The sequence below is a fragment of the Ercella succinigenes genome (assembly GCF_900002895.1).
Map to the genome: position 1 here is coordinate 234,843 of NZ_CDHP01000040.1, position 13,461 is coordinate 248,303.

Consider the following 13,461-nt stretch of genomic DNA (forward strand, 5'->3'; position numbering starts at 1 on the left):
ACTGTACATAGATTAAGTCCTTTAATTAACTGAACAGTTAAGAGTTTTTATATCTGCCATGCCTCGGCCTGTCGGCGGATTTCCCAGAATCTTTTATAAATTCCTTCCGTGTCCAAAAGCTCTTTATGGCTTCCGCTATTTTCTAGATTGCCCTCGTTCAAAACCAGAATTTGGTCGGCATTTTTTATTGTTGCTAATCTGTGAGCAATAATAATGATTGTTTTTCCCGTTACCAGATTACTGATAGCTCTTTGCACCAGTCTCTCATTTTCCGGGTCTATACTTGCCGTTGCTTCATCAAGTATAACTATAGGCGAATTTTTCAAAATAGCACGAGCTATAGAAATTCTTTGTTTTTCACCACCGGATAACGTGCAGCCACCATCACCAATTGCGGATTTATATCCGTTAGGCATATTCAGAATAAAGTCATGGCAACAGGCGGCCTTAGCTGCTGCAATTACTTCTTCTTCGGTTGCATCTGGTTTTCCGAAGCGAATATTATTTTCTATAGTATCATTAAACAAATACACTTTTTGAAAGACCATACTGATATTCTGCAGCAGCGAATCACAATTTATATTGCGTATATCATGCCCGCCGATAGATATTGTGCCACTGTCAATATCGTAAAAACGAGAAATCAGATTAACCATAGTTGTTTTGCCGCTGCCGGAGGGGCCGACTATAGCTGTTGTTTTACCTTGTGGTAAAATACAACTCACATTTCTAAGAACAGACTGTTTTTCATATGAAAAAGTGACATTATTAAATACTATATCATGATTTTTCAGCTTGATATTTTTACTATCCTCATCTATAAACTCCGCGGCTTTTATTTTGTCGATTTTATCCATTGCCACATCCAGCATTTTTAGAACATGTGTGGCATTATTAATTGCCTCTACACCGTTAAACATAATAAAAGAAAAAACACTCATCATCAGCATGATAGCCATGCTCATCTGACCATTTAGCGTTAAGAAAACACTGGCAAAAATTATCCCTACAGATGCTGCCTTAAGTGAAAGCAGGTGAAAAGCATTAAATAAAGCGAAATATTTTTCAATGCGGATATTAATCTTTTTGTGCCTCTTAAAAGTCTGTCGTATCTGTTGCTGTGCAGAACCTGTATTACCATATGCTTTAATCAAAGTGATACCGCGGATATATTCGATTACAGCTGAAATCATATCATCCTGGACTTCCTGATGAGCATCGGAATTTTTACGGCTGGTTATAGCCATACCATGAAGAGCAAGAGCAGACAGGAGAACTCCTGAAAGAGCAATTACACCTATAACTGGATTAAAAAAGAAAATAAATATTGTCATAACGGCAATTTCAATATAGCCATTAACAACTGTATCCAGCATTTTCATCGAATACATCTCGAAGTAAGACAAATCTGTAGTGACCGCAGCAGATATCTCACCAGTTGAATTTTTGGCAAAAAAGCCAAATGGCACTCTTTTGAGGATATCACCAATGACAATTCTTTCATCAGCAGTTCTCTCATAAGCAACACTGTCCTGAAAAACAGCCCGAAAATAAGAAAAGATAAATTTGCCCAGAATAGCTGCAATCATGAGAAGAGCAGACAGCGGAATCCAATAGAAATCCAAACTGCTGATTCCCTGATAATCGTTGATTATAAGATTAAGGGCAAAAGCACTTATCATAATAGGCATTGTCATGAAAATAGAACCGAAAAAAGAGAAAACATAACCTGTTGTAACCCTTTTCCTGCAGTGCTCTGTCCATGATATAAGACGTTTTACTGATTTAAACATTATTCATAACCTCCTGACTTGAAGTTGCAGACCAGTCTTTAGAACCTGTATGCGACTCCCAGAGTTCCCGGTACAATTTGCTATTAGTAAGTAATTCGCTATGATTACCTGCAGCTGATATTTGCCCCTGATCAAGAACAATTATTTTGTCAGCCTCCCTGATAGTAGAAAGGCGGTGGGCAATAACGATTAAAGTTTTTTTGCCTTGCCCCTGATCCTTGCCTGTCAAAGCCATAATTGATTTTTGTATTTTGCCCTCGTTTTCCGGATCGGTAAAAGCAGTCGCCTCATCAAGAATGATAACAGGAGAATCTTTAAGAATAGCTCTGGCAATAGCTATTCTTTGCTTTTCCCCGCCAGAAAGCTTATTACCAGCTTCGCCGGCTTCCGTGTCATAACCTTTATCCAGTTTGCTTATAAAATCATCACATAAAGCCGCTTTCGCCGCTGCCATAACCTCTTTATCACTGGCATTAGGATTTCCTATGCGAATATTTTCTTTTAACGAACAATTAAACAGATAATTATCTTGTGTGACAAAGCTGATAATACTTGCAAGTTGAGCCAAAGGTATACTTTTACTGTCAACACCGCCTATTTTAATGCTTCCTTCATTTATATCCCAGTATCTTGCCAATAATCTGGCAACAGTAGATTTACCACTCCCAGAAGGACCTACCAAAGCGACATAGCTTCCTTGAGGTATATCCAGGCTAAGATTACTCACAACCTCTTTTCCCGCGTTGTAAGAAAAGGAAATACTATCAAATTTTATATTGTAATCAGAGAAATCAGCGTATTCAGACCTGTCCTCCAGTTCTTCCAGATTAAGTATATCTGATACATCATCAAGAGCGAACTGAATAGATTTAATATAATTAACAAATGTGGTAAAGGACGATAAGGGTAAAACAATCCCCATTGATAAAATCATGCACATGACAATTTGTGGAAGCTCAACCAGATTATAATAATATAGTAATAAGCCAGCTGGCACGGCAGCCGTTAAAGTTGCCGGCAAAATAGCTCCGGCAAGAGTCATGCCTTTCCAGGTGCTGCGAAACCACTCCAGAGTATATTCCTTAAAACTATTTACCGCATTACTGAATTTCTCATAAGATGACCCTGATCTGCCAAAAGCTTTGATCACTTCGATACCTTCAACATATTCGACAATGACACTGTTAACATGATTGCTTGCCTCCATATAATCAGCGTATTTCTGATTAAAGCTAGTTAACATAAAGCTGTAGATAAAAAATGCAATCGGAATAGTTAACAGAGAAGCCAAAGCCATTCGCCAGTCTATATAAAGCATGTATATAAGCACGGCCAGCGGAACAAAAATATTTGATATACCTTCTGGAATCAGATGAGCCAGAGGCAATTCAATAGTTTCAACACGATCCACAATCGAACTCTTCAAATCTCCGGCTGTTTTGGACAGAACTGACCCCAAGGGTGCTTTTTCCAGTTTGTTTATCATACAAAGACGTATGTTTTCCAAAATGCCATAAGCTGAAACATGAGAAAATGTTGTAGCTATAGCATGGAAAAAGATTTTCCCAAAATAGCCGGCAAAACAGACTGCTAAAGGAAGAATAACATTATCGGCAGACGCTCTGCCCTCAAAAAAAAGAATTATCAGATTATATACAGCAAGATAAGGGATAAACCCACAGGCAACGCTTATAATCTCAAAAATAACAGCTGTTGTCATTTTGCCCTTGCAAGGTGCCGCGAACTTTAGAACAGCAGACAACCAGGATTGTGATTTCATAAAAACCTCCATAATAATACAAATCAAAAGTGTTAAAATATCTTGTTAGGCTTGGCTAACAAGATCATTATGGAGGAGGTAAAATCAATCTGCTACCCCGAAAAGACGGTTTGAATCCAATCAGACAATAAGTTTTTGTTCAGGGAAAAAGAACTGCAACAACTTGTTTTTGCTGCTTTGGTTGAGAGAATATATATCTTGAACACAGCCCATATTCAATTCTATTACATAATTACAGCAGGACAGGATAAGCTCTGGATCATGAGATATAATAAACTGTGTTTTATCTGAATTCCTAAGCTTTAGGATTAAGGCAGCAACTTCTTGCATATGAACAAAATCAAGCCCGCTGGTAGGCTCATCAAAAAGAATTATATCTCGATCAGAAGCAACTGCACTGGCTATAGAAACACGTTGTTTTTGTCCACCTGATAAGCTCATAGGATGTGAATCAGCCAAATCGGACAAATTAAGCCAGTTCATAATATCATTAGCCGTTTTTGAATCCTCTGTCTTCATACTCAAAAGAATCTCATCGAGAACACTTTCGGTAAATAATTGGTGATTTACATCCTGCATTACCATATAAGCACAGTTAAGTCTGTCTCTGGTTTTTAGTTTTTTTGCTTTGCTGCCTGAAATTGTTAATATACCTTTATTACGCGAAATGCCTGTAAGGCATCTTGCAAAAGTAGACTTGCCTGCTCCGTTATAGCCTATCACGGCAACAGCACTGCCCTTAGGCAAAGTAAGCTGCTTAATATCAAGCGCAGAGACATTATGCCTCTGACTTTTATAAGAAAAACAAAAATCTTGAAACTGCAGCTCTGAGTCTGCTTTTTGTATACAAAGATCATCTTGCATACACTTGCAATCAGAACAAATATTAGCTATTGTAGTAGCTCTTAATCCCATTGCAGTAAGCGTATCATAACCCATCAAAGATAGCTCTGAAGGACAAAAATCTTTTATTATATTTCCATCTTCCATATAAATAATGCGATCAACAATATCACTCAAATAATAAAGGCGATGTTCTGCTATGATAATTGTTTTGCCCTGCTTTTTCCACCTGGCGATGATTTTGGCCAAATCCAAAGTTGCCAGAGAATCCAAATTGGAAGAAGGTTCGTCAAGTACAATAATATCAGGATCAGAAGCATTAACAGAGGCACAAGCTATTTTTTGTTTTTCACCGCCGGAAAGCGCAAATAAACTTCGGTTTCGAAGTTTTTCAATACGAAAATCTATAATGGTTTGTTCCAGCCGCTGCAATATTATTTCTTCCGGCAACCCATGATTTTCACAAGCAAAAACAATCTCGCTGTCCGTATCCAGATTAAAAAACTGACTTCTTGGATTTTGAAAAACTGAACCAACAATTTTAGAAATTTCCTGCAAAGAAAGATCAAGGAGACTTTTGCCTTTTACAAAAACTTCACCGCTCAATTTACCACTATAAAAATTAGGGATAAGACCGTTGATCAATCTGGTCAAGGTGGTCTTGCCGCATCCTGATTTTCCGCAAAGCAAAACAACCTGACCAGTCTCTATTTTAAGGTTAATATTTTGCACACCAGCCATTCTATCCTGATTGTTATAAGTGTAGTTAATATTTTTAAGTTCTATCATATAAGCACATCCTTGTTTATAAAACCGACCAACCAATAAACCCAACTACTGCTATAAATATCAGCATAAAATCTGCCGGCGAAAAGCCAATTTTACAAATATTTGTTCTTTTGGCAGAAACTCCCAAACCTCTTGTAAGTGCAGATGCAGAAAGTTCTTCACCTATTTTCACTGTAGATATCATTAAAGGAACCATTCTATATTCCAGAATATTAATAAGATTACCACTACCAAGACGAATTCCCCTCATACGCATAGCATCAGAAATCGCAGCATGTTCCTCGCTTACTGTAGGTATAAATCTAACCATAACTACAAAAGGAATAATAAATTGCCTAGGCAAACGCATGCGCTCCAAAGCAGCAACCATCTCACTAATCGTTGTAGTTGTAACAAAATAATATCCCATCATCAGACCGGGAATAAATCTTGAAATAATCCCAGCTAATATGACCAACAGAAGATTAGCAAGTCCGGAGGTACGATGGATAACGAAAAACTCAACAGGAAGAGCAATTATAATCAGAAGCAAATAAATCAAAGCCGTCTTGATTTTCTTTTCCGATAAAAGCATCAATAATGGTAAAAAAGCAAACGAAAGACGAATTATGCCTGCCTTGCCGTCAAAAGCACCTGCAAGCATAATTACATTAACAATCAACACTAAAATTAGTTTAGTGCGTGGATCTAGGTGGGAAAATTTCCGATCAGAAGCACCAAAAGTAATCATGTTCAAACAATACCTGCTTTACGAAAATGTTTTTTCAAGACAGACCTACCCAGATATGCACCAAAAAAACCACCAAGTGCGATAAATAAAAACATTAGAAAGAAAACCCAAAGCGGTGTAATCGCAAGTAAAGTATCCGCATAAGTATCACCGTAACCGGCTCTGATTGTGGCAAAATAAGTTTCCCGCATAAAAAAGAGCGGTGCCATTAAACCAATCAGCCATTGACTAAAAACAACATAACCTATTAAAATATGCTTCCATTTTCTATAATTGCCCATGCGGAAAATAAGATCACTAATAAAAGCAATACAAATTCCAAGAGGTACAACTACCCAGGGATGACCTGTAAAAAGCATTAAAGCTGAAAGAATAGCGCCCATTATAGTAATCATACCAAACTTTTCAACTCTGGTTAGAAAAAGCATAAAAGGTATTCCTGCCACAAAAGGACACAAAAAAGGAATTACCAACATCAAAACAGGAATATACCCCAACATTCCTGTAACAAAAAACACGACGAAATATATAGCGGTAAAAATACCAACATTAATCAAATCTCTAGTTTTCAGCTTGCTGTCTTTTGCCAAATCCTTATTTTGCTGCAAACTCATTTCAAAACCCCCTGAGCAAAATGCTAATAAATAATCTACCGGTTTAATTGGCTCAAAGAGAGGCGACAGAACCAATTGAACCAATAGATTGATCAATAGAATCAGTTAAAAGATGAAAACTAAAAGTATAAGCTTGAAAGCAAATATCAAATAATAAAAGATGCAGTTAACTGAAGCTAACTTATAACGAGCTAAATATACAAAAATTATCCTTTTGGGACAACTCCAAAAGGACTAAACCTAATCCAAAAAGACAACGGATTTGCGATATTCTTTTGGCGAAAGATTCATAACTGCTCTGAAGGCGGCTGCAAATTTGCTCTGGTTGTCATAACCTACTTTACCAGAGATACAAGCGATGCTTTCATCTGTATCTCTTAATAATTTAGCAGCCAGACTTATTCGATATTTTTTCAGATACTGACCAATAGGAGAGCCATATACTCCCTTAAAACAAATCTTTAAGGTAGTAGGAGCAATATTGAATTTCTCAGATAAATTTTGAATAGTATAATGCCTGTCAGGTTCAGATGTGATTAAAGCAGCAATTTCTTTAATAATCTTCACCTGGTTTTTCGGAAAATAACTTGAATGTTCCTGACTCTGGTGCTCAAGTGAATTTAGTATGACCAGCAGCTCCATAATTTTTATCTGAAAAAAAGAAACAGGATTTTGAGACTTTATTGAAAGAGAAGATTTTATTACGTTATTATCAGCAGGACAATTACCATGAGTATTAAAATGAAAAGCACTAGAATAATTTATAGCGTATAAGCCATCAAAAAGGTATTTTATGATATCTTCTGATTGGTAAACAAAAGGTTTATCAGTATCACAAAACCGCTTATATATATCTTCAATGCTTATATTCATTGATTCAAACAACGTCTTTGTCGCTGCATCAACATGATCTGGATAAATTCCTATAGTAATACCATGGTAATGGCTGACAGGAAAGCCAAAGCTTCTGGAATGATCGCGTTTGGAAGAAATTTGCAAATCCCCCTCTTTCAGATAAAGAAAAGAACCATCACTCATTTCCCATTCAATTCGCCCCTCACGGCAAAAATCAATTCCTATAAGAGGTAAATCCGCCTTGAATTTTGAAACACAGTAATCCATATGGAAATCATTATAGATAAGATCAACACCAGGGAAAACATGATAAAGCCTCATTGCCCCTTCACCACTCTCGCTGATCATTTTATAAAGAGTATGATCAGTACACACAGATGAAACAATAACATTATTGCCAAAATCAATTTTTATTGCTTTATCCATAAGCGTTTCCACAAAAAACCTCCCCAAATTAACATCTGTAAATTATGGCTTTTAGCGACGGTTAATTTAGCTAACAAAACTTAAAACAAGTTAGCCTAATGAAACTAATATAAATTTATCATATTAGTTCCGAAATAACAATGTTATCTTTTTAGTCTAAGCAGAAGGGCACAGAATCCATATCAATTTACTATTGCTGTGAAACTAGGTGCAACACAGCGATTATGAAAAAATCCCTGATTATGACTGCATTGCAGTCAGAATCAGGGATTATCCGCTCACTCATTTGTTAACATCAGTTAGCTGTTGCAATTAAATCTCAGATTTTTTTCTCTTAAAGAAACTCAGAGCAGCAAATGCCGTTGCAGAAAGCAGCAGCAGAGCCATCCCTTGCAGCATTTTATCTGCAGTCTCGCCGGTTTTACCAATAGCTTCACTAACAATTTCTGGTTTTTCGCCAGCAGTCTCTTCGGCTGATTCGGCAACACTCTCCTGTTCAGTAGGATCATTTTCGACAGGCTCAGTTTGCCCAGGTGTTGTGACGATAGTCTGCTCAGTATCATCTGGTTCGGCAGCAGATAAAGGAGCAATGATAGCATAGTAGCTCAAATGGTCAGTTTCAAAAACAATAAAGCCATCTTCAACAAAACTAGGCATAACTTCATAATTACCCTCATTATCTATATAATGAATCTCAAGTTGGTCAGCAATTGCCAAAAGTGACTCAGAAAGAGGAATGCGAATCCGGATAATACCATTAGGCTGTATTGGCTGATCTTCAATGAGAAGCTTTATATCGAACAATTCAGCAATTTCTTTGCCCTCGGTTTTAATAACCAGATTAACTTTTGCCGGAGCTGATTCAGCTTTAACAATAATATTAACTAATCTTTGCACAGATAAAACAGTATTGGGATCAAAAGATGTTTGTCCAACTGCTTCTACAATTGCTCCGGTAACAGGTCCTTCAACAGGTTTTGCTGTTTCTGGATCTTCTGTTGAACCAGAGTCTTCATTTCCTGAGCCGCCGCCCGGTTCTTCTCCTGGAGCGGGTGAAGGTGTTTGCATTATAATCTTATTTGTACGATATTTAACAGCATCGCTTATATAAGAAGCTGGCAATGAACCCTCTGCCGCAACTCTGACTTCAAAAGTATACTCCGTATCCGGCAAAAGATTTTTGAACTCAGCACTTCTTTGCCATGTACCACCATTTATCCTGTATTCAAGGATTCCACCAGCTGTAGACGAAAGCGTAATCGAAGTAGAGGTTCTGCTGGTCATAGACGGTGCTGCAGGTGTTGGCAGCCACCTTGCAAATAAAACAATATCTGATGCGGGCATCTTATCATTGACAAAAGACCAGCGCTCAGTAAAGCTTGCATTTTTGTACCAGTCAATAAATTTGAAAGCTGCACGAATAGGATCTATTGGTCTGGTAATAAATGAATCAAACTCAACGTTTAAAGGCTGAACGGCGCTGCCGCCATTACTATTAAAACTAGCCTGATAACTGTTAATCGTATAAACCGCATTAACAGTCAGATTAGAAGATATATTGGCAAAAGTCTTATCCCAGCTGTCGAAGGTATAACCGGGAACAACAGGAGCAGTAGGAGCCGTAGCACTGCCGCCGTATCTTATCGACTGAGTACCAAGATCAGCAGCATTAAAACCTACAAAGCTGACATCATAAAGAATGCGATCATAGTATAGTGCCAGTTCAAGCGAACCATCACCAGCAATATTACCGGAAGGAACACGACTGGCATGATCAGTGTTTTCGGTAAAACCAGTATATGTCTTAGCTAGAGCAGTAGCGATAGTATTAGTAGTACCACTAAGGTTTTCCGTCTCAAATAAAGTATAGCCACTGCCTGTCACATCCTGACGATAATGACGTACAGTATAAGCTGTATTTGCATTAGCGGTATAAACTGCATTGACAGTCAGATCGGAAGAAATATTATCAAAGGGATTGTCCCAGTTGTCGAAGGTATAACCGGGGACAACTGGAGCAGTAGGAGCCGTAGCACTGCCGCCGTATCTTATCGACTGAGTACCAAGATCAGCAGCATTAAAACCTACAAAGCTGACATCATAAAGAATGCGATCATAGTAAAGATTTAAGACTAAAGAACCATCACCAGCAATATTACCGGAAGGAACACGACTGGCATGATCAGTGTTTTCGGCAAAGCCAGTATACGACTTCGCTAGAGCAGTAGCGGTAGTATCAGTGGTACCACTAAGGTTTTCCGTCTCAAATAAAGTATAGCCACTGCCTGCCACATCCTGACGATAATGACGAACTGTATAAGCAGTATCTGCATTAGCAGTATAAACCGCATTGACAGTCAGATCGGAAGAAATATTATCAAAGGGATTGTCCCAGTTGTTAAAGGTATAGCCGGGAACAACAGGAGCAGTAGGAGCCGTAGCACTGCCGCCGTATCTTATCGACTGAGTACCAAGATCAGCAGCATTAAAACCTACAAAGCTGACATCATAAAGAATGCGATCATAGTATAATGCCAGTTCAAGCGAACCATCACCAGCAATATTGCCGGAAGGAACTCGGCTGGCATGATCAGTGTTTTCGGCAAAGCCAGTATACGACTTCGCTAGAGCAGTAGCGGTAGTATCAGTGGTACCACTAAGGTTTTCCGTCTCAAATAAAGTATAGCCACTGCCTGCCACATCCTGACGATAATGACGAACTGTATAAGCAGTATCTGCATTAGCAGTATAAACCGCATTAACAGTCAGATCGGAAGAAATATTATCAAAGGGATTGTCCCAGTTGTTAAAGGTATAGCCGGGAACAACAGGAGCAGTAGGAGCCGTAGCACTACCGTCGTATCTTATCGACTGAGTACCAAGATCAGCAGCATTAAAACCTACAAAGCTGACATCATAAAGAATGCGATCATAGTATAGTGCCAGTTCAAGCGAACCATCACCAGCAATATTGCCGGAAGGAACTCGGCTGGCATGATCAGTGTTTTCGGCAAACCCAGTATATATCTTAGCCACAGCAGTAGCGGTTGTATCAGTAGTACCACTAAGATTTTCCGTCTCAAATAAAGTATAGCCACTGCCTGCCACATCCTGACGATAATGACGAACTGTATAAGCAGTATTTGGAATAGGTTGCCATTGTGCAAATAAAGTAATATCAGAGCTGCCTATAGAAAAAGTACTTGCTGGATAATAAGTGTTACCTGTTCCGTCTGCAGAAGTATTCCAGCCCGTAAAAGCATAGCCGGTACGCTGCAAACTACCCGTATTACCTAAAACTGTTACCAAATCACCTGCTTCATAGTCATTATTATCAACAGGTACAGCACCAGAGCTGCTACCGTTACCATTATAATTTACTGAATAAGTTAAAGATTCCTCAGAAATACCACCTGATGTAGATGTCGAGCCGGTTATTCTAGAAATCAAAATAGCAGAATCAACAAAAGGGTCATTATTGTCGGCAATTGCAATTTTGATTGTATGCGTGCTAAGTGACGTATCCAGAGGCGCCGTTATTCGCAGAGTTTTAGAAATGTTTTCAAATCCTTTAGTTTCGTCAGCAGACTGAAATGATCCAGATGTATTTTCATACAAAAAATCATCGTTGTAGTAGGAAAGCAACCTGCCATCAGAAAATTTAGCATAATTTACTCCATCTACCATAACTACAGCTGCGTCAAGATACTCTTCGTCTCCAGGGTTTTCGCATGTAAGATAAATTACACTAAAAAATACAGATTGAATACCGGGTTCGGCACTAAAGCTAAAAGATATCGATGCAGCATCCAAAGTTGCATTTGAAGAAAAATCTGGATGTGCGTTTAATTCATTGAACACATCAATATCCCCGGCAGAGTAATATTCATTGCTGGACAAATCAGTTCCAGATCCCTCGAGAGTTCCGGTAGAGAGCATCATAGAGCTCTGAGGCATAATCAAAGGAGATCCACCTATCACACCAAAATTTGTCTGATCAAAAGACCCTATCTGTACTCCATTAATACCTACCAGATTAATATCAGAAAAATCAGATATGCCGCTACTGCCTTGAGTTAAAAGTTCAACATACTGTTCAGGTGTTAAACTGTCGGCACTAACATCACTTGGTAAAATATGTGTTATAGAAAACAAAAAGCAGATTATTAAGAAAAATGATAGAACCTTCTTAAAAGTCATGATATCCCCCTATAGTTATGTGATTGCTACTTTAGTCTTTATTGACAAATATGCCTTTGTTCTTTTGCTGAAACAAAATATTTACAGCAATATTTGTTGAAAAAATGCGTGTTTTAATTTTTGCATAATAATTATGAATATAGTTAGAATTTATCATAATATTGAGTTGTAAGCAATTAAGTAATCAAAGCATCAAATAAATTTCAAGTATGCTATAAAGAAAAATTCATGTGATATACTCAAAATTTTTGAGATATCTTTTTTCCCTTTTCATTGTTCAATAAGGAGCGAAAAATCCAAGCAGACAAAACATACGATTAATAGTAAAATGTGTTTACAAAAAGAAGATGTTAATGTTTTTTATCTGTTTTAGCTGCCATGAACAAAATCTGCTAAAAGCTAAATATTGCCAGCGACAACAGAAATAACAAGGAGGCACATCACATGAACAAACTAGGTATTTTCATGAATTTCTGGGAAAAAAACTGGGCAGCAGATCATTTGAAATATATTAACAAAGTTGCAGATCTGGGTTTTGATATTTTAGAGTTTCAGGCTCAGCCTTTGCTGGAAATGTCTGAAATAAAGTGTCTAGAAATTAAAAAAGAAGCCGATAAACGCGGCATAGAGCTCACTTACAGTATGGGACTTGATCCACATTATGATATTGCCTCTGAGGAGAAAAGCATTCGCGAAAGAGGTATTAAGTATATGACCGGAATACTTGAGAAAATAGGTTTGATGGACGGTGCGATTATCTCAGGAGTAAACTATGCAGGCTGGGGGTCGCCAGATTTCATTGTGAATGACAAAAGCGAAATTCTAAAAAGAAGCATTGATTCTTTGGATAAGATTTTACCGACAGCAGATAAATACAATATTGTTTATTGTGTGGAAGCTGTTAATAGATTTGAATCAGTTCTCTTAAATACAGCTGCCGAAGCAGTAGATTTTGTGAAAAAAGTAAACCATCCTCTGGTGGGTATGCAGCTTGATACATATCATATGAATATTGAAGAAGCATCAATTGGCGATGCAATTAGACATGCAGGCAAATATATGGTTCACTTCCACACCGGCGAAAATAACAGAACCGCACCTGGACGAGGACATATAAATTGGCAGGAAGTAGCCCAAGCACTCAAAGATATTAATTATCAAGCAAGAATAGTCTCAGAACCTTTTGTTATGATGGGTGGTGAAGTAGGTCGCGACATAAAGGTATGGCGCTCTTTGATAGAACATGAAACCGAAGCTGCACTGGATAAAGAAGCGACCAGGTTGCTGGCTTTTACAAAAGAGATTATGAGCTGAACCTAACTTTTAATTTAAGCCCAGTCATTGCTTTTTTTTAATAAAATATAGCTATTATAGAGTTGTTTTTGCTATAATTTGACTATTAATGATAAGCACATATTTTAATTTGTTAAA

General features: G+C 37.8%; 8 protein-coding genes. 1 reads left to right on the top strand and 7 read right to left on the bottom strand.

Annotation, left to right across the window (positions count from 1 at the left end; all coding sequences use genetic code 11):
* Positions 1-47 precede the first annotated feature (47 nt).
* The 7 genes from AC0KSB_RS09700 to AC0KSB_RS09730 form a co-directional block, all read right to left on the bottom strand.
* Positions 48-1,793, bottom strand: a complete 1,746-nt coding sequence (locus AC0KSB_RS09700) for an ABC transporter ATP-binding protein (protein ID WP_472308709.1) — start codon at positions 1,791-1,793, stop codon at positions 48-50.
* Positions 1,786-3,573, bottom strand: a complete 1,788-nt coding sequence (locus tag AC0KSB_RS09705; protein WP_472308711.1) for an ABC transporter ATP-binding protein — start codon at positions 3,571-3,573, stop codon at positions 1,786-1,788. Before AC0KSB_RS09705 ends, AC0KSB_RS09700 begins: the two co-directional genes overlap by 8 nt.
* A 120-nt stretch (positions 3,574-3,693) precedes the next feature.
* Positions 3,694-5,205, bottom strand: coding sequence for an ABC transporter ATP-binding protein (locus AC0KSB_RS09710; protein ID WP_472308713.1), 1,512 nt, complete (start codon positions 5,203-5,205; stop codon positions 3,694-3,696).
* Between the two features lie 16 nt (positions 5,206-5,221).
* Positions 5,222-5,935, bottom strand: a complete 714-nt coding sequence (locus AC0KSB_RS09715) for an energy-coupling factor transporter transmembrane component T (protein WP_472308775.1) — start codon at positions 5,933-5,935, stop codon at positions 5,222-5,224.
* A gap of 2 nt (positions 5,936-5,937) precedes the next feature.
* Positions 5,938-6,549, bottom strand: a complete 612-nt coding sequence (locus tag AC0KSB_RS09720; RefSeq protein ID WP_472308715.1) for an MptD family putative ECF transporter S component — start codon at positions 6,547-6,549, stop codon at positions 5,938-5,940.
* Positions 6,550-6,789: 240 nt separating this feature from the next.
* Positions 6,790-7,842 (bottom strand): helix-turn-helix domain-containing protein, encoded by a 1,053-nt coding sequence (locus tag AC0KSB_RS09725; protein ID WP_472308717.1) that lies wholly within the window; start codon positions 7,840-7,842, stop codon positions 6,790-6,792.
* 300 nt (positions 7,843-8,142) lie between these two features.
* The gene (locus AC0KSB_RS09730; RefSeq protein WP_472308719.1) at positions 8,143-12,030 is read right to left on the bottom strand and encodes an InlB B-repeat-containing protein; all 3,888 of its coding nucleotides are present in this window, start codon (positions 12,028-12,030) and stop codon (positions 8,143-8,145) included.
* 444 nt (positions 12,031-12,474) lie between these two features.
* Between AC0KSB_RS09730 and AC0KSB_RS09735 the strand changes: the two genes are divergently transcribed.
* Positions 12,475-13,344 carry a D-psicose 3-epimerase gene (locus tag AC0KSB_RS09735; RefSeq protein ID WP_472308721.1) on the top strand — a complete coding sequence of 290 codons (870 nt, stop codon included), beginning with the start codon at positions 12,475-12,477 and terminating at the stop codon, positions 13,342-13,344.
* Positions 13,345-13,461: the final 117 nt, after the last annotated feature.

Coding starts and splice junctions, on each gene's coding strand:
- AC0KSB_RS09735 (WP_472308721.1), top strand. CDS start 12,475: ATGAACAAACTAGGTATTTTCATGAATTTCTGGGAAAAAAACTGGGCA.
- AC0KSB_RS09730 (WP_472308719.1), bottom strand. CDS start 12,030: ATGACTTTTAAGAAGGTTCTATCATTTTTCTTAATAATCTGCTTTTTG.
- AC0KSB_RS09700 (WP_472308709.1), bottom strand. CDS start 1,793: ATGTTTAAATCAGTAAAACGTCTTATATCATGGACAGAGCACTGCAGG.
- AC0KSB_RS09715 (WP_472308775.1), bottom strand. CDS start 5,935: ATGATTACTTTTGGTGCTTCTGATCGGAAATTTTCCCACCTAGATCCA.
- AC0KSB_RS09705 (WP_472308711.1), bottom strand. CDS start 3,573: ATGAAATCACAATCCTGGTTGTCTGCTGTTCTAAAGTTCGCGGCACCT.
- AC0KSB_RS09710 (WP_472308713.1), bottom strand. CDS start 5,205: ATGATAGAACTTAAAAATATTAACTACACTTATAACAATCAGGATAGA.
- AC0KSB_RS09720 (WP_472308715.1), bottom strand. CDS start 6,549: ATGAGTTTGCAGCAAAATAAGGATTTGGCAAAAGACAGCAAGCTGAAA.